The organism is Nocardia sp. NPDC058518, from assembly GCF_042719655.1.
GTDB lineage: Bacteria > Actinomycetota > Actinomycetes > Mycobacteriales > Mycobacteriaceae > Nocardia.
The window spans coordinates 995,662-1,017,872 of sequence record NZ_JBHXNJ010000001.1 but is presented as its reverse complement, the minus strand read 5'-3'; the positions used below and the strand labels follow the sequence as shown (position 1 = coordinate 1,017,872).

The 22,211-nt window shown below is 67.5% G+C and carries 25 protein-coding genes; 11 read left to right on the top strand and 14 right to left on the bottom strand.

The features are described 5' to 3' along the window. Nucleotides 1-5: 5 nt before the first annotated feature. The 5 genes from ACFWPX_RS04430 to thpD all read left to right on the top strand — a co-directional run bounded on the left by ACFWPX_RS04430 (nucleotide 6) and on the right by thpD (nucleotide 3,918). Entirely contained in the window at nucleotides 6-719 is a 714-nt protein-coding gene (locus tag ACFWPX_RS04430; RefSeq protein ID WP_378914266.1) for a response regulator transcription factor, read from the top strand. A 68-nt stretch (nucleotides 720-787) separates the two neighbouring features. Next, nucleotides 788-1,339, top strand: coding sequence for a diaminobutyrate acetyltransferase (ectA, locus tag ACFWPX_RS04425; RefSeq protein WP_378914265.1), 552 nt, complete (start codon nucleotides 788-790; stop codon nucleotides 1,337-1,339). Then, nucleotides 1,339-2,607, top strand: a complete 1,269-nt coding sequence (gene ectB, locus ACFWPX_RS04420; RefSeq protein WP_378914327.1) for a diaminobutyrate--2-oxoglutarate transaminase — start codon at nucleotides 1,339-1,341, stop codon at nucleotides 2,605-2,607. The genes ectA and ectB overlap by 1 nt, the downstream gene beginning before the upstream one ends. Continuing rightward, nucleotides 2,604-3,008 (top strand): ectoine synthase, encoded by a 405-nt coding sequence (locus ACFWPX_RS04415; RefSeq protein WP_378914264.1) that lies wholly within the window; start codon nucleotides 2,604-2,606, stop codon nucleotides 3,006-3,008. The genes ectB and ACFWPX_RS04415 overlap by 4 nt, the downstream gene beginning before the upstream one ends. Beyond that, on the top strand, nucleotides 2,992-3,918 hold the full coding sequence (gene thpD, locus ACFWPX_RS04410; protein ID WP_378925983.1) for an ectoine hydroxylase: 927 nt from the start codon (nucleotides 2,992-2,994) through the stop codon (nucleotides 3,916-3,918). The genes ACFWPX_RS04415 and thpD overlap by 17 nt, the downstream gene beginning before the upstream one ends. A 15-nt stretch (nucleotides 3,919-3,933) precedes the next feature. Here the strand turns inward: thpD and ACFWPX_RS04405 are convergent, their stop codons facing one another. Both ACFWPX_RS04405 and ACFWPX_RS04400 read right to left on the bottom strand, forming a co-directional pair. Further along, on the bottom strand, nucleotides 3,934-4,788 hold the full coding sequence (locus ACFWPX_RS04405; protein WP_378925981.1) for a hypothetical protein: 855 nt from the start codon (nucleotides 4,786-4,788) through the stop codon (nucleotides 3,934-3,936). Between the two features lie 230 nt (nucleotides 4,789-5,018). After that, the gene (locus ACFWPX_RS04400) at nucleotides 5,019-6,038 is read right to left on the bottom strand and encodes a hypothetical protein (protein WP_378925978.1); all 1,020 of its coding nucleotides are present in this window, start codon (nucleotides 6,036-6,038) and stop codon (nucleotides 5,019-5,021) included. 58 nt (nucleotides 6,039-6,096) lie between these two features. Here ACFWPX_RS04400 and ACFWPX_RS04395 point away from each other — a divergent pair, with 58 nt between their 5' ends. Together ACFWPX_RS04395 and ACFWPX_RS04390 are read left to right on the top strand one after the other, a co-directional pair. Further along, nucleotides 6,097-6,528, top strand: a complete 432-nt coding sequence (locus ACFWPX_RS04395; RefSeq protein ID WP_378925976.1) for a MarR family winged helix-turn-helix transcriptional regulator — start codon at nucleotides 6,097-6,099, stop codon at nucleotides 6,526-6,528. Between the two features lie 119 nt (nucleotides 6,529-6,647). Continuing rightward, on the top strand, nucleotides 6,648-7,919 hold the full coding sequence (locus ACFWPX_RS04390; protein WP_378925975.1) for a glycosyltransferase 87 family protein: 1,272 nt from the start codon (nucleotides 6,648-6,650) through the stop codon (nucleotides 7,917-7,919). 15 nt (nucleotides 7,920-7,934) lie between these two features. Here ACFWPX_RS04390 and ACFWPX_RS04385 read toward each other — a convergent pair whose 3' ends face one another. From ACFWPX_RS04385 to ACFWPX_RS04360, 6 genes are all read right to left on the bottom strand, one after another. Continuing rightward, nucleotides 7,935-8,561, bottom strand: coding sequence for an SRPBCC family protein (locus tag ACFWPX_RS04385; protein ID WP_378925972.1), 627 nt, complete (start codon nucleotides 8,559-8,561; stop codon nucleotides 7,935-7,937). 169 nt (nucleotides 8,562-8,730) lie between these two features. After that, entirely contained in the window at nucleotides 8,731-9,765 is a 1,035-nt protein-coding gene (dmpG, locus tag ACFWPX_RS04380) for a 4-hydroxy-2-oxovalerate aldolase (RefSeq protein WP_378925969.1), read from the bottom strand. Between the two features lie 12 nt (nucleotides 9,766-9,777). Continuing rightward, nucleotides 9,778-10,704, bottom strand: coding sequence for an acetaldehyde dehydrogenase (acetylating) (locus tag ACFWPX_RS04375; RefSeq protein WP_378925967.1), 927 nt, complete (start codon nucleotides 10,702-10,704; stop codon nucleotides 9,778-9,780). 51 nt (nucleotides 10,705-10,755) lie between these two features. Beyond that, nucleotides 10,756-11,541, bottom strand: a complete 786-nt coding sequence (locus ACFWPX_RS04370) for a 2-keto-4-pentenoate hydratase (RefSeq protein ID WP_378925965.1) — start codon at nucleotides 11,539-11,541, stop codon at nucleotides 10,756-10,758. After that, nucleotides 11,535-13,037 carry an MDR family MFS transporter gene (locus tag ACFWPX_RS04365; RefSeq protein ID WP_378925963.1) on the bottom strand — a complete coding sequence of 501 codons (1,503 nt, stop codon included), beginning with the start codon at nucleotides 13,035-13,037 and terminating at the stop codon, nucleotides 11,535-11,537. Before ACFWPX_RS04365 ends, ACFWPX_RS04370 begins: the two co-directional genes overlap by 7 nt. 15 nt (nucleotides 13,038-13,052) lie before the next feature. Further along, entirely contained in the window at nucleotides 13,053-14,108 is a 1,056-nt protein-coding gene (locus ACFWPX_RS04360; protein WP_378925961.1) for a 2Fe-2S iron-sulfur cluster-binding protein, read from the bottom strand. A gap of 193 nt (nucleotides 14,109-14,301) precedes the next feature. On the opposite strand from ACFWPX_RS04360, the gene ACFWPX_RS04355 reads away from it, so the two are divergent. Both ACFWPX_RS04355 and ACFWPX_RS04350 read left to right on the top strand, forming a co-directional pair. Next, entirely contained in the window at nucleotides 14,302-15,099 is a 798-nt protein-coding gene (locus ACFWPX_RS04355) for a mycofactocin-coupled SDR family oxidoreductase (RefSeq protein WP_378925959.1), read from the top strand. Nucleotide 15,100: 1 nt separating this feature from the next. Continuing rightward, nucleotides 15,101-15,928 carry a mycofactocin-coupled SDR family oxidoreductase gene (locus tag ACFWPX_RS04350; RefSeq protein ID WP_378914252.1) on the top strand — a complete coding sequence of 276 codons (828 nt, stop codon included), beginning with the start codon at nucleotides 15,101-15,103 and terminating at the stop codon, nucleotides 15,926-15,928. A gap of 78 nt (nucleotides 15,929-16,006) precedes the next feature. Here ACFWPX_RS04350 and ACFWPX_RS04345 read toward each other — a convergent pair whose 3' ends face one another. Beyond that, entirely contained in the window at nucleotides 16,007-16,690 is a 684-nt protein-coding gene (locus tag ACFWPX_RS04345; protein ID WP_378925957.1) for a GntR family transcriptional regulator, read from the bottom strand. 86 nt (nucleotides 16,691-16,776) lie between these two features. Between ACFWPX_RS04345 and ACFWPX_RS04340 the strand changes: the two genes are divergently transcribed. Together ACFWPX_RS04340 and ACFWPX_RS04335 are read left to right on the top strand one after the other, a co-directional pair. Further along, nucleotides 16,777-17,313 (top strand): YbhB/YbcL family Raf kinase inhibitor-like protein, encoded by a 537-nt coding sequence (locus ACFWPX_RS04340; protein ID WP_378925954.1) that lies wholly within the window; start codon nucleotides 16,777-16,779, stop codon nucleotides 17,311-17,313. A gap of 8 nt (nucleotides 17,314-17,321) precedes the next feature. Then, nucleotides 17,322-18,140, top strand: coding sequence for an SDR family NAD(P)-dependent oxidoreductase (locus tag ACFWPX_RS04335; protein ID WP_378925952.1), 819 nt, complete (start codon nucleotides 17,322-17,324; stop codon nucleotides 18,138-18,140). A 30-nt stretch (nucleotides 18,141-18,170) separates the two neighbouring features. Here the strand turns inward: ACFWPX_RS04335 and ACFWPX_RS04330 are convergent, their stop codons facing one another. From ACFWPX_RS04330 to ACFWPX_RS04310, 5 genes are read right to left on the bottom strand one after another with little or no spacing between them, the layout of a single operon-like run. Further along, nucleotides 18,171-19,040 (bottom strand): alpha/beta fold hydrolase, encoded by an 870-nt coding sequence (locus ACFWPX_RS04330; RefSeq protein WP_378925949.1) that lies wholly within the window; start codon nucleotides 19,038-19,040, stop codon nucleotides 18,171-18,173. Then, nucleotides 19,037-19,828, bottom strand: coding sequence for an SDR family NAD(P)-dependent oxidoreductase (locus ACFWPX_RS04325; RefSeq protein ID WP_378925947.1), 792 nt, complete (start codon nucleotides 19,826-19,828; stop codon nucleotides 19,037-19,039). Before ACFWPX_RS04325 ends, ACFWPX_RS04330 begins: the two co-directional genes overlap by 4 nt. 23 nt (nucleotides 19,829-19,851) lie before the next feature. Next, nucleotides 19,852-20,109 (bottom strand): hypothetical protein, encoded by a 258-nt coding sequence (locus ACFWPX_RS04320; protein ID WP_378925945.1) that lies wholly within the window; start codon nucleotides 20,107-20,109, stop codon nucleotides 19,852-19,854. A gap of 11 nt (nucleotides 20,110-20,120) precedes the next feature. Then, complete coding sequence (locus ACFWPX_RS04315; RefSeq protein ID WP_378925943.1) at nucleotides 20,121-21,782, bottom strand: FAD-dependent oxidoreductase; 1,662 nt, start codon at nucleotides 21,780-21,782, stop codon at nucleotides 20,121-20,123. Nucleotides 21,783-21,793: 11 nt separating this feature from the next. Continuing rightward, a complete protein-coding gene (locus ACFWPX_RS04310) occupies nucleotides 21,794-22,165 on the bottom strand; it encodes a nuclear transport factor 2 family protein (protein ID WP_378914244.1) in 372 nt (123 codons plus the stop codon). Nucleotides 22,166-22,211 lie beyond the last annotated feature (46 nt).

The following is a 22,211-nucleotide window of genomic DNA, read 5'->3' as shown; positions in this document are numbered from 1 at the left end:
GCACAGTGAGCGCGAACCTGATGATCGTGGACGACGATGTCCAGATGCGCGGCGACCTGCGTCGCGCGATGGAAGACGAAGGGTATGCCGTAGCCGAGGCAGGCGTACCCTCCGACGCCCTCGATCGGCTGCGAAACGACGGGCCACCCGATCTGATGATCGTCGACCTGATGCGCGGCGAGGCCGACGGCTTCGACTGCATCAGGGAGATCCGTCGTGACCACGACGTGCCGATCATCGTGATCAGCACCCGTTACGACACCCACGACGTGGTCGCGGCCCTGGAGGCGGGGGCCGACGACTTCGTGAGCAAGCCGTTCGAAATCAAGGAGATCACTGCCCGGATGCGCGCGCTCCGCCGTCGCGCCCGCATCACCGCCGACCGCGACACGACCCCCGAGGCCGTGCTCGACGCCGATCCGCACGCTCCGCTGGTGCTCGCGGCCGACGCGGGCGCGGTGCGCCGCGGTGCCGAGGAGATCCACCTCACGGTCACCGAATTCCGGTTGCTGTGTGAATTGGCGGAAACCCCTGGGCGGGTGCTGAGTCGATCCGTGCTGCTCGAAAGAGTCTGGGATCAGGGCTTTTTCGGTGACGAGCGCATTGTCGACGTCCACGTGCGGCGTCTGCGTACCAAGATCGAACGCGACCCGTCCGACCCGCGCATCGTGGTTACCGTGCGTGGTCTCGGGTATCGCCTCGACGTGCAGTCGCAGTAAACGATTCGTCATACAACCGCAAAGAGCTCGACACAAAGACCGCAAAGTCGGCTGGGCACGTTAGATATATGACAACGTCCACCATGTCCATCGAGCCGGCCGCCAGTGCGGCGGGCCCTGGTTCGGAAACGAGATTGCGTCATCCGCGGCTGGGCGACGGTGCTCAGCTGTGGCGGATCGCTCGCGATTCGCAGGTACTCGACGTCAATTCCAGCTACGCGTACCTGCTGTGGTGTCGCGATTTCAGTGCGACCTCGCTCGTCGCCGAAAGTGACGGTCAGCCCGTCGGGTTCGTCATCGGATATGTGCGTCCGGAAGCTCCGGACACGCTGTTCGTCTGGCAGATCGCCGTCGACGCGCAATGCCGTGGCCGCGGCCTGGCCGGCGCCATCCTGCACGCATTGCTCGATTCGGTAGCACAAGCGGGCATCACCACCTTGGAAACCACGATCTCACCCGGAAACACCGCCTCACATGCGCTGTTCTCCGCGGTGGCCCGGGAACGCGGTGCCGATTTGCGCACCGAGGACCTGTTCGAAGAAAACGATTTCCCCGATTCACACGAGGCAGAGCTGCTGTATGTGATTTCACCGGCTCAGCGCCAGGAGGAACGACGATGATCACGACCACCGACACCAGCATTTTCGAGGCTATGGAATCGAATGTGCGCGGATACTGCCGTGACTGGCCGGCCATCTTCAGCACCGCCGAAGGCGCCTGGTTGCGCGACGAGCAAGGCCGCGAATACCTCGACTTCTTCGCGGGTGCAGGCGCGTTGAACTATGGGCACAACAACCCGATTCTGAAAAAGGCGCTGCTGGAATACATCGGCAGCAATGGCATCACCCACGGTCTCGATATGTCGACCGTGGCCAAACGCGAACTGCTCGAAACCATCCGCGACAATCTGCTCTCGCCGCGTGGGCTCGACTACAAGGTGCAGTTCCCCGGCCCGACGGGCGCGAACGCCGTCGAGGCCGCGCTCAAGCTGGCCCGCAAGGTCACCGGGCGCAAGACCATCCTGAGCTTCACCAACGCCTTCCACGGCATGACCCTCGGCGCGCTGTCGGTCACCGGTAACGCCGCTAAGCGGGCCGGTGCCGGTGTGCCGCTCGAGCACTCCACCCCGATGCCCTACGACGGCTACTTCGACAACACCATCGAGGACTTCGGCTGGATGCAGCGCGTCCTCGACGACAGCTCCTCGGGTTTCGATCGCCCCGCCGCGGTGATCGTGGAGACCGTGCAGGGTGAGGGCGGGGTCAACCTGGCCCGCGCAGAATGGCTGCGTCACCTGGCCGGACTGTGTGCCGCGCGCGACATCCTGCTCATCGTCGACGATGTGCAGATGGGCTGCGGGCGTACCGGCCCGTTCTTCTCCTTCGAGATCGCCGGTATCACCCCCGACATCGTGACGCTGTCCAAGTCGATCGGCGGCTACGGCCTGCCGATGGCGCTGGTGCTGCTCAAGCCCGAGCACGACCAGTGGGCGCCCGGTGAGCACAACGGCACCTTCCGCGGCAACAACCCCGCCTTCGTCACCGCGACCGCCGCCCTGCGCGAGTACTGGTCCGACGACAAGCTCGCCCAGCGCACCGCCGAGAACGGCGCCTACGTGGGCCGCACGCTGAGCGCGGTCGCGCAGCGACATGCCGGGGTGTCCACCCGTGGCCGCGGCATGGTGCACGGCATCGTCTTCGACGACCCGTCGCAGGCGGGCAAGGTGTGCCGCACCGCCTTCGAGCAGGGTCTGCTGGTGGAGACCTCGGGTTCGATGGACGAGGTCGTGAAACTGCTGCCGCCGTTGACGCTGGGCAGCGACGAACTCGATCAGGGCCTGTCGGTGCTGGTCTCCTCGATCGACACCGTCTGTGGTGGTGCCGCATGATCGTGCGCACCACTGCAGAGATCACCGACACCGAACGCGATGTGGCAGGGCCGGGCTGGCGCAGCAAGCGCATCGTGCTCGGCGGCGACAAGGTCGGTTTCTCCTTCCACGAGACGACAATCGAGGCGGGCACCGTCCACAAGTTCCACTACCAGAATCACGTGGAGGCGGTGTGGTTGGTCGAGGGCGAGGGCAGTTTGCTCGATCTCGACAACGAGACCACCTACGAGCTGGGCCCGGGCTCGATGTACCTGCTCGACGGCCACGAACGTCATCAGGTGACCGCCCGCACCCAGCTGCGGATGCTCTGTGTTTTCAATCCGCCGGTTACCGGCCGCGAGGTACACGATGAGAACGGGGTGTATCCGCTGATTATCGAGGAGGATGCCGCCAGTGTCTGACCAGCTCGACCGCTACCCGACCCGGTTGTCCGAGCCTGCCCCGCATATCGAACGCACCGATCCGACGGCGTGGGGCCCGGTCACCTCACCGGAGCTGGCCGGCTTCGACGCGAACGGCTTCGCGACGATTCCCGACCTGCTCAGCCCCGACGAGGTGGCCGCGTTCGGCGCCGAGGTCGGCCACCTCGCGGCCGACCCGCTGCTCTACGGGGACGAACGGGTGATCGTGGAACCCGTGGCGGGGCAGGTGCGGTCGGTGTTCCAGGTGCATCAGCTCAGCAAGCCGATCGCGGAGCTGATCGCCGAGTCGCGGATCGCCGGGCTCGCCGAGCAGATCCTCGGTTCGCCGGTGTACCTGCATCAGTCCCGGGTGAACTACATGCCCGGTTTCGGTGGGAGCGGTTTCGGCTGGCATTCCGATTTCGAGACCTGGCACGCCGAGGACGGCATGCCGACCCCGCGCGCGGTGAGTCTGTCGATCGCGTTGACCGACAACTACCCGTTCAACGGCAGCCTGATGTTGATGCCCGGCTCACACCGCACCTTCGTGCCGTGCCTGGGCGAAACGCCGAGCGGTCACTATCGCGAGTCGTTGCGCGAGCAGCGAATCGGGATTCCGACCGCCGACGACATCACGTTCCTCGCGGCCCGCTACGGCATCACCCAGTTCACCGGGCGGGCCGGCTCGGCGCTGCTGTTCGACTCCAACATGATGCACGGCTCGTCGAACAACATCACCCCGTTCCCGCGCTCGAACATCTTCCTGGTGTTCAACAGCGTGGAGAACACGCTGACGGAGCCCTTCGCGGCACCTCAGCGCCGCCCGCAACACATCGCCGCCCGCGACTTCACCCCACTGCGTGAAGTCGCATCGGAACCGGTTGCCGTACTGGCGGATCAGGTGCCCTAGGGCAGTTCGGACAATCTAGGGCTGTTCGGACAATGCGGACAGGGAGGCCGCCGCCCGCGGATCGTCGTGGGCGGCGGCCTTCCACCATTGTTCGGCGGCGGCGCGCTCGCCTTGTTGCAGGAGCAGGGTGCCCAGGTCGAAGGCGGCCCCGCTGTGGCCTGCCTCTGCGGCCTGGGTCCACAGGGCGCGGGCCGAATCGTGTTCGCCGCGTTCGTGCATGGCGGTTCCGAGATCGTGGAGGGCGCCGCCGACACCTTGGCCGGCGGGTCGCGGGGGAGTCGGTGGGTCGGCGGGTGCGCTGGAGACGTCCGGCGAGGGATCGGATTTCGCGGCGGGGGCTTCGGGTTCGGTGGAAACCACCGGGGGAGCCGGTTCTGCGGGGCCCGTGCTGAGTTCGACGACGAGTTCGTTGAAATCGGGGGTACCGGGCCCGGTGCTGCACCACAGCGTGGACGCCCCGTCGGGGAGCAGGTCGACGACCATGCCGTAGTTGCCCGTCCAGGACTGGTGGGTGCCCGACTCGGCCACCCAGACGGGTGTGAGCGTGAACAGCGCGTCGGGCGCGTCCGCTGTCACCGAGATGTCGATGCCTTCGGCGAGTGCGTCGGACCAGATGTCGACGCCCGCCAGCGATTTCCCGTTCAGATTCACGTGCCCGTCATGGACGGAGAGCCCCAGGCCGAGGCCCGTCACATCCTCGGGCGCCATCACCGACAGCGCGCGCAGACGTACCGCCGTCGTCCCGGCGGGCAGCGACTCGGTGTACATCGGATACACCGCCGCGCCACACCATTCGATCGGATCGGCGCCCTGGTAGCGCTGATCGAGCGGCACCGGTTCGCCAGGGCGTTGCGCGCCGGGATCATTCATCGGTGGCACCCACACTTTCCGCTGTCGAACCCCCTCGCGGCGCCAGACGGTCCGCGGTTGCGCGCTACACCGTACTCGCCTCTACGCGCAGCCGTGGCTGATTCTCGGCTACATCGCCGCCGATTGCAACAGTGCCCCGGCGACCCCTGGTGACCGGGTCCGGAACTGTGTGTCCGGATGTCGGGCAATGGGATTCGCCGGGGCGTAACCCGACTGATCGGGCGTGGGTGTCAGACGGCGACCGACTCGCCGATCTCCTCCTCGACCGCGGCAGGCGCGATCGGCTTCGGCGCGTGGCGTGCCTCGTGCCGACCGGCCACCACGACGAGCACCACACCGACCGCCAGCCAGGCGAACAGGCCGAACAGGCGGGAACCGAACCCGGCGCCACCGTCGAAGTAGAGCAGGTCGCGCAGGCCTTCGACGAAGTCGGCGCCGTTCCAGAACGAGTGCAGCGCACCGAAGAAGCCGTTCTGGAGTTCGGGCCCGTAGACGCCGCCGGAGGTGGTGAAGTTCAGCATCACGAACAGGGTGATCAGCGCCAGCGTGGTCCAGCGCTTCAGGAACGTGTGCAGGCCGATGCCGATCAGGATGATGCCCGAGGCGTAGAGCCAGGCAATGCCGAACACGCTCGCCGAGTCGCTGTCGATCACGCCGAATACCGGACCCGCCACGAGAACTCCGATGAGGCTCACGACCAGCGCCGTCCCGACACCGACCGCGGCGCGCACCCGCATCCGCAACATCGCGCCCGCGGCGCCGATCACGGCGACACTGCCGTAGGCGCCGACGCTCAGCGCGACCAGCAGGAAGAAGATGCCCTGACCTGTCGGATCACCACCGGCCTTGGTCGTCACGTCGGTGACCACCAGCGGCACGCCCTGATGATCGGACACCGACCGGAAGGCCACCTCCGCGGCCATCGCGCCGGTATCGGAGCTCGCTGTGGCGACGAGGAGTTCGGGTTTCACGGCGTCGGGCACGTAGGCGCCGGTGAGCTCGCGGTGCTGGAGCGCGCTGACGGCCGCTTCGCGGTCGGGCACGGTGACCATGTCGAGGCCGGCGCCGCCCTTGTCCTTCATCGTCTGCGCCAGCACCATCGACTGCGGGGAGTCGCCGACGACAGCGAGCGCCAGATTGTTCGGCTCGGGCTGATGGAACGCGCCCAGGTAGGCGAAGGCCATCCCGAGGCACATCAGCAGCGGCGTCAGCAGATGTCCGGCGAGGTGCCGGAACTGTGTGCGAGTCATCGAGGGGAATCTCCAAACAGTTGGTAAATGCAACTAAATATGGTTGTAGGATACAACCATGAATGCGCGGGACACAAGAACCCAGGCTGTCGACACCATCCAGCGGGAACTCACCGCCTTCGCCCGGCGTGCCCGCGGCCGGGCCGCCGAACTGCACCCCGAGCTGAGCCTGGTCGCCTACAGCATTCTCGACCTGATCCTCGAGCGCGACGGTTGCCTGGCCACCGACCTGGCCGAACAGTTCCTGCTCGACAAATCGACCGTCAGCAGGCAGGTCGCCGCGCTCGAGCAGCTCGGCTACCTCGAACGTGCCGTCGACCCCGGCAACCGGCGCAATCACGTCCTGCACGCCACCCCCGCGGGCCGAACGGTCGCCGGCGAGGCCGAACGTCGCCGCCGCGAGGCCTTCCAGACGCGTTTCGCCGACTGGACCGACGAAGATGTCGCGGCGATGGCCGGTTACCTGACCCGCTACAACCGCGGCGACTGACCAGCCCGGCATTCGGCGCGGGCGGTCTCCCGGTGGGCATCCACCTGGCTATTGCCCACGTCACTCCCGCCGACGGGCGGTGCCCCGGCAACGCGCGCGAGTCGGTATAGTCGCCGCGGATGAGTAGTGACACCACCCACCCCGTGCAAGAGAATTCCCCACGCCCGATCAATCGAGCATGGTGGCTGGTGCCGGTGTTGCTCACCATTGTTTCGGTCGTCTGTGTCAGGACGCCGCTGTGGCCCTTCGAGCGCTATTCCGACGGGTTCATCGATCTCCAGGTCTACCGCCTCGGCATCGAGGCGATGCGCGACGGTGCCGACATGTACGGCCAGCTGCCCAAGACCACGATCGGCATCGGCCTGCCCTTCATCTACCCGCCGTTCGCGGCCATCGCGCTCGCGCCGTTCGCGCTGCTGCCGTGGGGCACGGCGAAGATCCTCTACGTCGTGGTGTCGATCGCCGCCGTCGCCTGGACGCTGTATCTGGTCGCCCGCCGCTACCACCCGGATCGCAAGCAGGCCGCCCTGCTGGTGACCGCCTGCGCGCTCCCGCTGGCGATGCTGCTGGAGCCGGTCCGCTCGACCATCGACTTCGGTCAGGTCAATCTCCTGCTGATGGTGCTGGTCGCTACCGACTGCCTGCTCCCGAAAACCCGCTATCCCCGCGGCATGCTGATCGGCCTGGCCGCCGCCATCAAACTCACGCCCGCCGCCTTCGTTCTCTACTTCCTGGTCCGCAAGGACTACAAGGCCGCCGCGACCGCCGCGGGCACCGGGGCGATCGCCACCATCGCGTCCTTCGCGTTCCTGCCCACCGAATCCACCCGCTACTGGTTCGGTGGCCTCGGCAATGTCTCGGGTCTGAGCGGCTCGGCGTTCCATACCAATCAGTCGATTCAGGCCGTCATGGCCCGCCTCCACATCACCGGCCTGCCCTTCGACGCCCTGTGGCTCGTGCTGGGTGCTCTGCTGCTGGTCCTCGTCGTCGCCGCGATGCGCAAGGCCGCCGACGCCCCCGCGATCGCGCTGTCCCTCAACGCGGTCTTCACGCTGTTGCTCTCGCCGATCTCGTGGTCGCACCACTGGGTCTGGATCGCGCCCGCGTTGCTGGCGATGGTCTGCCATGCCCGCACCCTGCCCGTCAGCAGCGCCCGAGGCTGGTATGCCACGGCCGTCGGCGTCGCCGCCGTCTTCGTGATCGCACCGCACAGTTTCCTGCCCGACGGTGAGCACCGCGAGACCTCGTGGACGTGGGATCAGCACATCATCGGCGACACCTATGTCTGGCTGGCTGTCGGGCTCGTTGTGCTGTTCCTCGTCACCGGACGCAGGCAGGCGCGGACCGTGGCGGCGCCGACGGTGGTCGAGGAGCCCGCGCGCGTCGCCTAGGGTGACGACTGATCGTCACTCGAATCCGGCGGCGTCATCCCGGGCCGAGTGGTGACCGACGGCCGCTGGGAGCAGGGTCGTGATTCCCTCGGGGTTGGCGATCTCGGCCAGCTGCCGAAGGTTCGAGTCCAGTTCCGACTGGATCGCGTGACGAAGCACGACGGCATCGGCATCTCGTAACGCCGTGCCGTGCAGACCGGTTCGCAGCGTGGCGCGGGATACCTCACGCAGGTACTCGAGTTCCACCGTGAAGGTGACAGCGATGCCGGCCACCGCACTGCACGTCATCGTCCAGCTTCGGGCCGGGTGGTATTCGGTGACGACCAGACGCACGTCGTGGAGCATGTGGAACAGCTGGACCTGCGCGGCGAGTTCGTCACCGGCATCGACTCGATCTGCTGCCGGGCCGGTCCAGGCGTGGAGTTCCGACATCCAGGACGCGATCTGCTGCGGCTGGGACACGACATCCCACAGCCTTTCCGGCGAAACAGGCAGGGAGACCGCACCGCTGACGAGCACGTAGTCCACGCCGGCGGACGGTGTGGGGTCAGGCGTGATCAGCTGATCGGTCCGTCGCCTGCGATTGCTCCGCTGGGCCATGATCCCCCACTTCATCGCCGACACGGCGTGCGGTGATCGCACGTCGACCTCGTCCCGGACGGCGTGCCAGAGACGCTAGCCGATCGGCGCGAAATGTCCATCCGGACAGCGGATCTCGCGAGGAAGACCATTTCGGCGCCGCGTTCTTCGTGGAAAGTCACCATCGCCCCACGTGAGGTTCACGCGGGGCGATGATTGTGAATGTGCTGTGTCAGGCGGTGACAGAGGCTTCGCGCTGGAGTTCCAGGGCGATATCGATGAGCTGGTCTTCCTGACCGCCGACGAGTTTGCGTTTACCCGCGCGGACGAGCATCTGGGCGGCGGAGACGCCGTAGCGTTCGGCTTGACGTTCGGCGTGCTTGAGGAAGCTGGAGTACACGCCCGCGTAGCCCATCATCAGGGACTGGCGATCCAGCAAGCACTCCTGCGGCATGGCCGGGCGGACGACATCCTCGGCCGCGTCGGCGATCGCGAAGAAGTCGACACCGGTGGTGATGCCGAGTTTGTCGGCGACCCCGACGAACGCCTCGACCGGGGTGTTACCCGCGCCCGCACCGAAACGGCGGGTGGAGCCGTCGATCTGGGTGGCGCCCGCTCGGACGGCGTAGACGGAGTTCGCGACGGCCAGGCCGAGGTTCTCGTGGCCGTGGAATCCGACTTGGGCGTCGGTGCCGAGTTCGGCGACGACAGCGGCAACGCGGTCGGAGACCTGTTCCAGGACAAGGGCGCCGGCGGAGTCGACGATGTAGACGCACTGGCAGCCTGCGTCGGCCATGATCCGGGCCTGCTTGGCCAGTACTTCGGGGGGTTGGGTGTGCGACATCATCAAGAACCCCACGGTTTCCAGGCCGAGGTCGCGGGCGAAGCCGAAGTGCTGGATGGAGACGTCGGCTTCGGTGCAGTGGGTCGCGATCCGGCAGATGGAGGCGCCGTTGTCCTGGGAGATCTTGATGTCTTCTTTGACGCCGACGCCGGGCAGCATGAGGAACGCGATCTTGGCGTTCTTGGCTGTCTGGGCGGCGATCGTGATGAGTTCCTGTTCGGGGGTTTTGGAGAACCCGTAGTTGAACGAGGAACCACCGAGTCCGTCACCGTGGGTGACTTCGATAACGGGGACACCGGCACCGTCGAGGGCGGCGACGATATCGCGGACCTCTGTGGCGGTGAATTGGTGGCGTTTGTGGTGGGAGCCGTCACGCAGGGAAGTGTCGGTGATCCGGATGTCGAGTTCGGCAGAGAATGGCATGGTCGAGTCTCCTTACGCCCGGCTCGTCTGCGGCGGCCGCAGGGCCAGGATCTGTTCGGCCACGACCTCACCGACGCGGGTCGCGGCGGCGGTCATGATGTCGAGGTTGCCCGCGTAGGGCGGCAAGAAGTCGCCTGCGCCTTCGACCTCGACGAACACCGATACCTTCGCCAGCCCACCGGAAACGACAGAGGGCTCGTCGAACTGGGGTTCGTTGAGCAGGCGGTAGCCGGGCACATACTGCTGGATATCGGCCACCATCTGGTGGATCGATGCGGTGATCGCGTCGTGGTCGGCGTCGTCGGGAATGGCGCAGAAGATGGTGTCGCGCATGATCATCGGCGGCTCGGCGGGGTTCAGGATGATGATCGCCTTGCCACGCTGAGCACCACCGATGGTTTCCACACCACGGCTGGTGGTCTTGGTGAACTCGTCGATATTCGCCCGAGTGCCCGGGCCTGCGGAATTCGACGAAACCGAGGCAACGATTTCGGCGTAGGGCACCGGAACGACGCGGGAGACGGCGGCGACGATCGGGATCGTGGCCTGCCCACCGCAGGTGATCATGTTGACGTTCGGCGCTTCCAGCAGTGAGGCCAGGTTGACCGGTGGAACCACGGCCGGACCCACGGCGGCGGGGGTGAGGTCGATGGCGCGGATGCCGAGTTCGGCGTATCGGGGTGCGGCGGCGCGGTGGACGTAGGCCGAGGTGGCTTCGAAGACCATGTCGGGTTTGGTGTCCTGGGCGAGGAGCCAGTCGACGCCTTCGGCGGAGGTTTCCAGGCCGAGCCCGCGGGCGCGTTTGAGGCCTTCGCTGTCGGGGTCGATGCCGATCATCCAGCGGGGTTCGATGGCTTCCGAGCGCAGGAGTTTGTAGAGCAGGTCGGTGCTGATGTTGCCGGATCCGACGATCGCGGCGGTGACGGTACCGTTGGACACGGTTGCCTCCTCGAGGAATGCGGCCGGGCAGGCCGACAGGGTGGGGTCGGCTCAGGCGAACGACAGACGGACGGAGCCGAGTCCGGTGAAGTCGGCGAGGAAATCGTCGCCGGGTCGAGCGTCGATGGCGCGGGTGCAGGAACCGGGCAACACGATGTCACCGGCTTTGAGCCGCACCCCGAAGGTCGCGACCTTGCGGGCCAGCCAGGCCACCGCGATCACCGGATCGCCGAGTACCGCGTCGCTGCGGCCTTCGGCGATGACGTCACCGTTGCGGGTGAGCACGGCGTCGATCGCGGTGATGTCGATGTCGCCGGGAGCGACGCGTTCCTTGCCGAGGACGAACCCCGCCGAGGAGGCGTTGTCGGAGATGGTGTCGGCCAAGCCGATCTTCCAGTCGGTGATCCGGGAGTCGATCAACTCGATCGACGGCGCGTAGGCGACGGTCGCGGCGAGCACGTCGGCTTCGGTGCAGTCCTCACCGGGCAGATCGGCGCCGAGGATGAACCCGACCTCGACCTCCACCCGGGGCAGCAGGAACTTCGAGGTCTGAACGGGGACGTCTTCGAAGACCTCCATGTCGGCGAGCAGGTGACCGTAGTCGGGCTCGTCGACGCCCATCATCTGCTGCATCGCCAGTGACGACAGCCCTACCTTGTGCCCGACGACCTTCCCGCCGTCATCCAGCCTGCGCCGGATATTGAGCAGCTGGACCTCGTACGCGTCCACTACATCGATGTCCGGATACCGGTCGACAATGGGGGACACGGCCACCCGATCCAGCTCCGCCCGCGCCAGTTCGGCGGCGAGTTCGGCGCGCACGCTGGTTGTCAGCATCCTGGCTCCCTCTTCTCTTCTGGTGATTCCACCCCATGCTCGTCGTCGAGACCGTGCACAGCGACGGGCCCTCCCGCTGGATGGACAGGAAATTGTGAGGGCCGCCCGGGGATCGTCGCGCACGCGGCCACCAGCACGACGGTCATCACCACGATGGTAGCGAACACGAGGTGTACTGCGGCCGAAAGTGATTGCGGCGAAGGCACATCCACGTCACCGAGGCGCGCGTTGACAACCGCACCGAACGCGGCGACCCCCACCGCGCTGCCGAGCGAACGCGCGAACAGATTCGCCGAGGTGACGACGCCGCGTTCGGTCCACCGCGCGCTCGTCTGCGCCGCGATGAGCGTGGGTGTGGCCACCAGCCCCATGCCCGCGCCGACCACGAAACACGAGGCCGCGACCTGCCACAGCGCCGACGTCTCATCGAGCGACAGCGTCGTCGCCGCGCCGATCGCCGCGACGGTACTGCCGAGCACGGCACAGGTGCGAAACCCGAAGCGCAGATACACCTTCCCGGCCTGAGCGGCCGCCAACGGCCAGCCGAGAGTGAGGGCGCCGGTGACGAGCCCCGCGACCAGAGCGCTCGTACCGAGTACGCCCTGATTGAACATCGGCACATACGTCGTGAACCCGAACAGCAGCGCCCCGCCCAGCATCGCGGCGACACAGCTCGCGATCACCACCCGCCGGGTGAACACCCACAGCGGCAGAATCGGGTGCGTAGCACGTGATTCGACGACAACGAACAACGCGAGCGACAGTGCCGCGCACCCGAACACCGTGAAGCCGACCGGCGACCCCCACGCCCAGGCGTGACCGCCCTCGAGCAGCCCGAGCACCAGCGCCCCCGTACCGAGCGTCAGCAGAACCGCACCCGCGTAGTCGACCCTGCGGTGACGCCGGGGCACGGACTCGTGGAAATTGCGGACCAGCATCCACGCGGCCAGCGCCGCCAGCGGCAGGTTGACCAGGAAGATCCACCGCCAGCCCAGGTAGTCGGCGCAGATGCCACCGAGCAGCGGGCCCGTCACCGACGCCATCGCCCACACCCCGGCCAGATACCCCTGGACAGTGGCACGTTCGGCCAGCGTGTACAGATCACCCGCGATAACCATGGTCGTCGGCTGAATCGCACCGGCACCGATGCCCTGGACGGCGCGGAACACGATCAACGCGAGCATGCTGCTCGCCAGCCCACACAGCAGCGAGCCGACCGCGAACACCGCGATGCCGAACAGCATCACCGGCTTGCGACCGAACATGTCGGCGAGCGCGCCGTAGATCGGCACGGTGATCGCCTGGGCGAGCAGATAGATCGTGAACAGCCACGGGAACAGCGTGAAATCGCCGAGACTGTCGGTGATCGACAGCACCGCGGTCGCCAGGATCGTCGAATCGAGCGCGACGAGTCCGGTGGCGAGCATCAGCGAGGCGAGCACCGGCCCACGGTCCGAGCCGAATCCGACCTCGGATCGCGCGGTATCGGTTGCCACAGCACACCTTTCGCCTCAGAAGCGGATACGGACCTGGTCGGTGCGCGGGCGGGCCTGGCAGGCCAGGGCGTACCCGGCGTCGATGTCGTCCTGATCGAGGATCGCCGCGTTGGTCATGGTGACCTCGCCGTCGACGACGGTGCACGCACACGAACCGCATTCGCCTTCGCGGCAGGAATAGGGGACATCGAGTCCGTCGGCGAGCATCACGTCGACGAGGGTGCGCGAGCGCGGCCAGCTCAGCGCGTGCACCGCGCCGTCGAGCTCCACCTCCACGTGCGCGGCGTCCTCGGTGTCGGCGGGGTCGAGTGGCTCGGGCTCGGCGAAGGGATCTCCGGACAGCGACACGAACACCTCGGTGGTGACGCGCTCGCGCGGCCACCCGGCCCCGGACAGCGCCTCGGTCACCGCCGACATGAACGGGCCGGGCCCACACACGAACGACTCGAAGGCCGAATACGGCGCGGCGAACTCGGCCAGCTGTGCGGTGGTGGGTAGGCCTTGGAGCGATTCGAGCCAGTGCGCCACGGTAATTCGACCCGGATACCGTGCGAGCAGGTCGCGCAGGGCATCGGCGAAGATGACCGATTCCTGCTCGCGATTGGCGTAGAACAGGACCACCCGGCCCGTGCCGTGCGCGAGGGCGGACCGCAGAATCGACATCACCGGCGTGATGCCGCTACCGGCGGCCCACAACAGCAGATCGGTGTCGAGGGAGGTCGGGGTGAAGCTTCCTTGCGGCGGCAGCACGTCGAGCATATCGCCGACGGAGACGTTGTCGCACAACCAATTCGAGCCGTAACCACCGGCCGTGCGCTTCACCGTGACCTGCGGCGGATCACCCGTGAACGGCGAGCTCGCCAGCGAGTAGCAGCGCGCCACCGGCGCGGTCCGCTCGCTCGGGATACGCACGGTGAGGAACTGGCCCGGCCGGTAGGCGAAACGGTCGGCGACCGCATCGGGCACATCGAACACCAGCGAGCGCGCGTCCGCGGTCTCCTCGATCACCGCGGACACCCGCAGCGTCACCACCCGCGAGCCACGCGGAACGTCGACAGTCGCCCTCGTCACTGGTGTCCTCCTCGATCACAGAACCGGCGTTGCGGAGCAACCGTCGCAGGCTCGCCGGCGTCGCGGACCCCATGGCTCCCGGTGGCCGGGAGATCGCCGCGCACTGCCCGCTGACCGGGAAGACCAGGGCGGATGCGCCGGGCGCGAACCCTAGCGTCGGGCTCGTGGACACCAGATTCTCCGGGGGCACCCGATGAACCGCATGCAGAACACCGTCGCGCTGGTGACCGGCGCGGCCGGGGGAATGGGCCGCGCCCATTGCCGTCGGCTGGCCGAGGAAGGCGCCGACATCATCGCACTCGACATCGAAGCAGCCGCGGCCGAATTGGCCGAGACGGCAAAGGAAGTGGAGACAACGGGGCGCCTGTGCGTCACCGGCGTCGCCGACGTGCGCGACCAAGCGTCCCTGGACGCCGCGGTCGCAGATGGCGTCGCCGCACTGGGCCGCCTCGATGTGATCGTGGCCAACGCCGGGATCTACAGCGACCTCGGCCTGTCCTGGGAACTGTCGGACCAGGCCTGGCAGCGCACCATCGACATCAACCTCACCGGCACGTGGCACACCGTGCGCGCCGCCGTTCCGGCGCTGAGCGACGGCGGCTCGGTCGTGATCGTGAGCTCCACCAGCGGCATCGTCGGTGCGGCGGCCGCCGCGCACTACTCGGCGAGCAAGCACGCCGTGGTCGGGTTGGCCCGCACCCTGGCCAACGAGCTCGGCCCGCGCGGGATCCGGGTGAACACGGTGCACCCCGGCTCGGTCGCCACACCGATGATCCTCAACGACGCGGTGTACGCCAAACTGCGCCCCGACCTGCCGAATCCGACTCGGCAGGACGCGGCGGAGGCGCTGGCCCGCCGCACGATTCTCCCCGTGCCGTGGGTGGATCCGGTCGACATCAGCAATGCCGTGCTCTTCCTCGCATCCGACGAGTCCCGTTACGTGACGGGAATCCAGCTCGTGGTGGATGCCGGACTTACTCAGAAGGTGTGACATGGGACGGGTTTCGGGCAAGATCGCGCTGATCACCGGCGCCGCGCGCGGCATCGGCCGCGCACAGGCCATCCGGCTGGCCGAGGAAGGCGCCGACATCATCGCGGTCGACATCTGCGAGCCGGTCGAGACCGTGGTGTCGCCGGGAGCGACCCACGACGACCTCGCCGAGACCGTGCGCGCGGTCGAGGCGACCGGCGCGCGGATCGTCGCCGCCACCGTCGACGTCCGCGACGGTGCGGCGCTGCGGGCCGCCGTCGACGCAGGCGTCGATGAGCTGGGCGGCCTCGATATCGTCTGCGCCACAGCGGGAATCAGTTCCAGCGGTGGCGCACTGGAGCTCACCGAACAGCAGTGGCAGACGATGATCGACATCAACCTGACGGGCGTGTGGCAGACGTGCAAGGCCGCCACCCCGCACCTGATCGCTCGCGGCGGCGGTGCGATGATCCTGACCAGCTCGATCGCCGGACTGCGCGGGCTGGTCGGCGTCGCGCACTACACCGCCGCCAAACACGGCGTGGTGGGGCTGATGCGGTCGCTCGCGAAAGAGCTCGCCCCGCACCATGTCCGGGTGAACTCGGTGCATCCGACCAATGTCGACACCCCGATGATCCAGAACGACATGGTGCGCAAGGTGTTCCGGCCCGACCGTGAGCATCCCACCCGCGAGGAATTCGCCGAGGCGGCCGTGACGATGAACATGCTGCCCATCCCGTGGGTCGAACCGGTCGACATCGCCAACGCCGCACTGTTCCTGGCCTCGGACGAAGGCCGCTACATCACGGCGGTGACGCTGCCCATCGACGCGGGCAGCACCCAGCGCTAGCCACTGAGCCGCGGAAACAGTGCGCCGCGGAAATTACGAATGCGCGGGCTCCGACATGGCAGCCCGCGCTTTCGCGTCTCAGCCTTCCTGCTCTGCCAGTGCGGCCGTCGTCAGGGTGAGGTGGTGAGTCAGCAAGGCGGCGGCGGTGTCGGGGTCACGGGCCAGCGCCGCCTCCTCCAATCGGCGATGCTCGTCGAGGCCGTCGCGCTCAGGGTTACGGTGTGTCGACCAACGGCGGGCCAGCTCGCTCGCGACCCACAGCCGGTCGAAGGTTTCCAGCAACACCGGGTTGCCGCACCCTTCCAAGAGCGTGCGATGGAACACCCGATGGGCCTGCGCCCATGCCTCGCTGTAGTACTCGCCGTCTTCCGGGGTGAATGCCGGTGTGCGCGCCAAGCGGTGGTGGGCAGCTCGGACTTCGCCCTCCCAGCTGACGTCACCACGTTCGATCGACATGCGTAGCAGGACCGGCTCGATCGCCCGGCGGGCCTCGCCGATCTGCTGCAAGCGGTGATCGGAAAAGGCAGGCACCGCGAAACCGCGATTGGTCAGCCGTTCGGCCAGGCCGTCACCGACCAGCCGCACCAGCGCCTCACGCACCACAGCCAGGCTCACGCCGTGTCGACTGGCGAGATCCTGCGGCTTGAGCGCGTCACCGGGTGCGTACTCGCCACGCATGATCGCGTTCCGCAAGTGTGCGTAGACCTGCTCGGAGAGCATCTGTTTCGCCGGCGGGGGCGGAGTGTGGACTGCACGAGTCATGATCCGATCATAGACGGTTCGGCAGATAATCGATTATTTGTGATATCGTCGATCTTGCGTATCCGGCACGGCTTGAAAGGCACGACATGAAGAGCGCAAACAATCCCTTCGCCCGCCTCCCCGAGGTAGTCGCATTCACGGTCACGAGCACCACGGTGCGTGACGGCGCCGCCTGGCCACCTGCACAGTGGTCCTTGGGTGCTCCTGGCGGCAAAGACGTCTCTCCGCAACTGAGTTGGAGTGGTGCCCCAGCAGGCACCAAGAGCTACGCCCTGACCGTGTACGACCCCGACGCCCCGACCGGCTCAGGTTTCTGGCACTGGGCTGTGGCCGACATCCCGGCCACGACCACGAGCCTGCCCGAGGGTGCCGGCGACGACGAGGGCAGCGGTTTGCCGGTCGGCGCCTTCCAATTGCCGAACGACGCGCGCCTACCTCGATACATCGGTGCGGCACCGCCGGCAGGGCACGGTAGACACCGCTACTTCGTGACCGTGCACGCACTGGATGTGGATGACATCGGGATCGCCTCCGACACCACGCCGGCTCTGCTCGGCTTCACTATCGCCGGACACATCCTGGGCCGGGCAACCCTCGTCGCCACAGCGGAGGCACAGCAGTGATCGATCACATGGTCGACCGAACTGTGCTGATCACGGGCGCGACGGACGGGCTCGGCCGCGAACTCGCGGTGCGCCTCGGCGCAGCGGGAGACCGGCTGATCCTGCACGGACGCAACCCCGATCGGGCAGAAGCAGTCGCCGCCGAGGTAGCAGCCGCGAGCGGACACGTTCCGCAGATCATCCTGGCCGACCTCTCGCGACTCACCGAGGTGGACCGGCTGGCCGACGAGATCATCGCCCGCACTTCGCGATTGGATGTACTGGTGAACAATGCAGGCACCGGCGGCCGACCGGACAGGAAACGCGAACTCACCGCTGACGGCAACGAATTACTGTGGGCGGTCAACCATCTGGCCCCGTATCGGCTGACGCGGCGGCTGCTTCCGCTGCTGCGGACCTCGGCTCCGGCGCGGGTGGTGAACGTAGCCTCCGCCGGGCAGCAGGAAATCGACCTCGACGATCCCACCCCCGAGCACGACTACGACGTGTACACCGCTTACTGCCGAGCCAAGCTGGCGATGATCATGGCAACCATCGAGTACGCCGAGGAACTCGACGGAACCGGCGTCACGGTGAACGCCCTGCACCCGGCCACCCTCATGGCGACGACCATGGTGATGGAATCCGGTGTTACGCCGATCAGCACTGTCGCCGAAGGTGCGGACGCGACCCTGCGGCTGATCTGCGATCCGGTCCTGTCCCAGACGACAGGCCGGTACTTCAACGGCACCGGGCAGAGCCGTCCGCACCCACAGGCCATGGATCCGCAGGCGCGTCGTCGCCTGCTCGGAATCAGCGACGACGCGATCACCGCGGCGGTGGGCTGAGGCGGCCGGATCTGCTCCGCTACCTCCGTGTCAGCGCGTGACGTCCTTGCGGGTGAGAAAAGCCAGTACGGCCGACTCGAATTCGTCCTTGCGTTCGATCATGGCCCAGTGCCCGCAGTTCGGGAACACGTGCAGTTCGGCGCGCGGGATCGTGCGCATCGGGATCAGCGCCATATCCAGGGGGCTCACCCGGTCGTCGCGGCCCCAGGTGATCAGCGTCGGGGCAGCCACCTTGTGCAGCATCGCCCACGGCGGCGGTGCGTCGGAGGCCTCCATCGCCTTGATCATCATCGCGAACGCGGCCTTGCTGTACATCCGGCGGGCGCTGTCGAGGGTCGCGGGATCGGTGGCCTGGGTCCAGCGCTCCTCGATCAATTCCTCGGTCACCATCGCCGGGTCGTAGACCATCGAGTGCAGCCACTGGATCAACCGATCCCGGGTGGGTTCCTCGGTGAACTCCTGGAGCAGCTTGATGCCCTCACCGGGGCCTGGGCTGAACAGGTTGCGGCCGATGCCGCCGATCGTCACCAGCTTGCCGACCCGCTCGGGATGGGCGATGGCGTAGTTGAGTGCCACCCCGCCACCCATCGAGTTGCCGATGATGTCGACGCTGTCGAGGCCGAGCGCGTCGACGAAACGGACCACCGAATCCAGCGCGGTGATCATCGGATGTCCGCCGAAGTCGTCGCTCACCCCGAAACCGGGGAATTCCAGAACTAGACATCGGAATCGTTCCGCGAAGACGGCGAGGTTGCCGCGGAAGTTGCGCCACCCGGTGACGCCGGGCCCCGATCCGTGCAGGAGCAGCAGCGGCGGTCCCTCGCCCGCCTCGTGGTAACGCAGAACACCCGCGTCGGTGGTGATCTCGCGCAGCGTGCCCTCGTAGCTCAGGTCGGTCATGCGTGGGTACCGCCGTCGATGCGGATCTCGGTGCCGGTGATGAACGCGCCGTCCTCGGAGACGAGCATCGCGATCACGCCGGCCACCGCGGCCGGGTCGCCCATGCCCGCGCCGCCGGATTCGAGGTCGGTCGGCAGCACGGGGGACAGCTTCCCGAACAATGCCCAGTTGGCGTCGGAGGGCACGTATCCACCGGTGGCTTCGGTGATGCCGGACTTGATACTGCCGGGCGCGACGCAAACCGCGCGCAGGCCCTTGCCGCCGTATTCGAGGGCGATGGCGTGGGTGAAGGACTGGATGCCGCCCTTGCTCGCCGCGTAGGCCGCCATGTACGGGTGCGCGAACGCGGCCGAGGTGGAGCTGAAGTTCACCACGGTCGCGCGCGGGTTGGCCAGCAGCGCAGGCAGCGCCTCGCGGACGACGAGGAAGGTGCCGGTGAGGTTCACCCGGATGATCAGGTCCCACAGGTCAAGGGGGGTCTGATCGGTGTGCGAGGCGCGCAGGATGCCCGCCGCGTTCACCAGCGAGTCCAGGCCGCCGAGGGTCTCGATCGAGGATCGGACGCCCTCGATCACCGACTGTTCGTCGCCGATATCGATGGTGAGGGTCGTGAGCCGGTCGGCGGTGCCGCGCTCGGCGGCCTGCGCGCTGGTCGCGGCGAGGCCCTCGGCCGATACGTCGGCGGCGACTACGCGGGCGCCCTCGTCGAGCAGTCGCAGCGCGGTGGCCTGGCCGATGCCCGATGCGGCGCCGGTGACCAGCGTCCGGTGGTTATCGAGTCTGTTCATGGGTTCTCTCCTGGTCTTTGGTGTCAGCCGAGTCGGCCGGGAACCGGTTCGTGGCGGAGCTGATCGGTCGCCAATATGCCTGCGCGGACGGCATTCTCGACGGAATCGCGCAGGGCAGGGCAGGTGGGGATCCAGCTGCTGTGCTCACCGAGGGCCGCGCGCCGAGCGAACTCGGGGCACGCGGACTCGGCGTCGTCGAGCCACTGGATGCTGGTGTGGCTCGGACTGAACTTCTCTGCCAGCACCTTGTTGCCACAGGTAGCGCATTCGACGGGTTGCACGGCCGCCCGCCTTACCGCTCGCCCGCGGCGTGGCGCGCGCCGATGTACCCGAACACCATGGCCGGACCGATCGTCGCGCCCGCACCGGCGTAGTCGTTGCCCATCACCGCGGCGGCGGTGTTGCCCGTGGCGTAGAGCCCGGGGATAGGCGAGCCGTCGGCGCGCAGCACCTGGGCGTCGGCGTTGTAGACCAGTCCGCCCTTGGTGCCGAGGTCGCCGATCCGTACCCGCAGTGCGTAGTACGGGCCCTTGTCCAGCACATCGAGCGCGGGCGTCGCCAGGGTCGGGTCGCCGTAGTAGTTGTCGTAGGCGCTGACGCCGCGGCCGAAGTCCGCGTCGTGTCCCTCGCGTGCGAATCCGTTGAAGCGCCCCACGGTGTCGCGCAAACTGTCGACCGGGACGCCGATCGCGGCGGCGAGTCCCTCGATGTCGGGCGCGGTCTGCATCAGTCCGGTCGACAGCCACGAGGACGGGAACTTCTGGCCGGGCACGATGCCGCCGATGGGGTAGCGGCTCTTGGCTTTCGCGTCGAAGATCAGCCAGGCCGGATCGTGGCTGCCCGACAGCTGGGCATGCACGAACGTCACATACGGGGAGGCTTCGTTGGTGAAGCGCCTGCCCGTGCTGTCGACGATGATCGAGCGCGGGATCGACCGCTCCGACACCAGCACCTGATTGATGCCGTCCGGGCGCTGAAACGACGGCATCCACCAGGCGTCGTCCATGAGATCGACTGCCGCGCCGACATTTTCGCCCGCGATGATGCCGTCGCCGGTGTTGTCCGCCGATGCCGCGCTGAAGTTGTCGCGCCCGCCCTCGGGCAGGTAGTCCTTGCGCATGGCCTGATTGAACTCGAACCCGCCGGTGGCCAGCAGCACACCGTCGCGCGCCCTGATCCGGATCTCGCGGCCGTCACGTTCGGCGAGGACGCCGAGTACCGCGCCGGTGTCGTCGGTGATCAGCGAGCGCAGCGGGGTGTCGAGCCACATCGGTACCCCGGCATCGCGCACGGCCAGCCACAACCGGGCGATCAGCGCCCGGCCGAGCGTGTCCATGTGCCTGCGCAACACGATCGCCTTGACCGCCCGCAGACCGGTGAGCAGCGCGGTCCAGCGTGCCCTCCAGGTGCGGGTCACCATATTGAGCTGGACGAAGTCCTTGGAGGTGATGAACAGTCCGGGCGGTGTCGCCAGCGCGGCGGGACGCAGCAGGTCCTCGTCCGCGCCGAGCTGTTTGAGATCCACCGGCAGCGGCTCGATGGACCGGCCGGCGGGCCGCCCGCCCGGCGCTTCGGGGTGATAGTCGGAATAGCCGGTGCACCATTGGAAACGCAGGTGCGGGCTGGTCTCGAGGAAGGCCAGCATGCGCGGGCCCTCGTCGATGAACGCGTCGAGGTTCTTCGTCGGCACCCGGTCACCGACGACGGCGTCGAGATAGGCACGCACGTCGGCGCGGGAATCGCCGAGGCCCTCGCGCAGCAGCGTCGGGTTGTTGGGCACCCAGATGCCGCCGCCCGAGAGCGCGGTGCTGCCCCCGTACACCGAAGCCTTCTCGATGACGAGGGTGTCGAGCCCGCGGTCGGCGGCGGCGAGCGCGCCGGTCAGTCCGCCCGCGCCGCTGCCGACGACGAGGAAGCCGACCTCGTGATCCCAGTGTTGTTCGGTCGCAGTCATTTCCGCCTCGCTCAGCCGACGACCATGTCGTCCTGGGACCAGAACGCGCGCATGCTCACGATGCGGGCGTCCTCGTCGAAGGTCATGACATCGATCGGATCGAGGGTGAAGGTCTGCTCACCGAACTTGGTGACCACCCGAAAGCTGAACGCCGCGCTGTCGCCGGCGACCCGGAGGGAGAACAGTTCGGTCGAACGCTCCAGCGGCTCGATGTTCTCGTAGAACTTCGTGATCGCGGCGTGGCCGACGTGCGGTTCGCTGCCGACCGGGTCCTCCACCGTCGCGTCCTCGCGGTAGAGGGCGACGACGTCGGCGGCCGTACCGCTGCCGACGGCCTCCACATATTTGCGCACCGTCGCGCGAATGTCGTCCGCTGAAGCCATCGTGTCGCTCCTGAAATGTCGAAAGGGATGAGTATGTGAACCGAAC

What these genes read in the sequence shown, in the direction of transcription:
- ACFWPX_RS04345 (WP_378925957.1), bottom strand. Translation starts at nt 16,690, where the DNA reads ATGACTCGTGCAGTCCACACTCCGCCCCCGCCGGCGAAACAGATGCTC.
- ACFWPX_RS04310 (WP_378914244.1), bottom strand. Translation starts at nt 22,165, where the DNA reads ATGGCTTCAGCGGACGACATTCGCGCGACGGTGCGCAAATATGTGGAG.
- ACFWPX_RS04335 (WP_378925952.1), top strand. Translation starts at nt 17,322, where the DNA reads ATGGTCGACCGAACTGTGCTGATCACGGGCGCGACGGACGGGCTCGGC.
- thpD (WP_378925983.1), top strand. Translation starts at nt 2,992, where the DNA reads ATGCCGCCAGTGTCTGACCAGCTCGACCGCTACCCGACCCGGTTGTCC.
- ACFWPX_RS04415 (WP_378914264.1), top strand. Translation starts at nt 2,604, where the DNA reads ATGATCGTGCGCACCACTGCAGAGATCACCGACACCGAACGCGATGTG.
- ACFWPX_RS04350 (WP_378914252.1), top strand. Translation starts at nt 15,101, where the DNA reads ATGGGACGGGTTTCGGGCAAGATCGCGCTGATCACCGGCGCCGCGCGC.
- ACFWPX_RS04390 (WP_378925975.1), top strand. Translation starts at nt 6,648, where the DNA reads ATGAGTAGTGACACCACCCACCCCGTGCAAGAGAATTCCCCACGCCCG.
- ACFWPX_RS04340 (WP_378925954.1), top strand. Translation starts at nt 16,777, where the DNA reads ATGAAGAGCGCAAACAATCCCTTCGCCCGCCTCCCCGAGGTAGTCGCA.
- ectA (WP_378914265.1), top strand. Translation starts at nt 788, where the DNA reads ATGACAACGTCCACCATGTCCATCGAGCCGGCCGCCAGTGCGGCGGGC.
- ACFWPX_RS04325 (WP_378925947.1), bottom strand. Translation starts at nt 19,828, where the DNA reads ATGAACAGACTCGATAACCACCGGACGCTGGTCACCGGCGCCGCATCG.
- ACFWPX_RS04355 (WP_378925959.1), top strand. Translation starts at nt 14,302, where the DNA reads ATGAACCGCATGCAGAACACCGTCGCGCTGGTGACCGGCGCGGCCGGG.
- ACFWPX_RS04330 (WP_378925949.1), bottom strand. Translation starts at nt 19,040, where the DNA reads ATGACCGACCTGAGCTACGAGGGCACGCTGCGCGAGATCACCACCGAC.
- ACFWPX_RS04370 (WP_378925965.1), bottom strand. Translation starts at nt 11,541, where the DNA reads ATGCTGACAACCAGCGTGCGCGCCGAACTCGCCGCCGAACTGGCGCGG.
- ACFWPX_RS04400 (WP_378925978.1), bottom strand. Translation starts at nt 6,038, where the DNA reads ATGACTCGCACACAGTTCCGGCACCTCGCCGGACATCTGCTGACGCCG.
- ACFWPX_RS04395 (WP_378925976.1), top strand. Translation starts at nt 6,097, where the DNA reads ATGAATGCGCGGGACACAAGAACCCAGGCTGTCGACACCATCCAGCGG.
- ACFWPX_RS04315 (WP_378925943.1), bottom strand. Translation starts at nt 21,782, where the DNA reads ATGACTGCGACCGAACAACACTGGGATCACGAGGTCGGCTTCCTCGTC.
- ACFWPX_RS04405 (WP_378925981.1), bottom strand. Translation starts at nt 4,788, where the DNA reads ATGAATGATCCCGGCGCGCAACGCCCTGGCGAACCGGTGCCGCTCGAT.
- dmpG (WP_378925969.1), bottom strand. Translation starts at nt 9,765, where the DNA reads ATGCCATTCTCTGCCGAACTCGACATCCGGATCACCGACACTTCCCTG.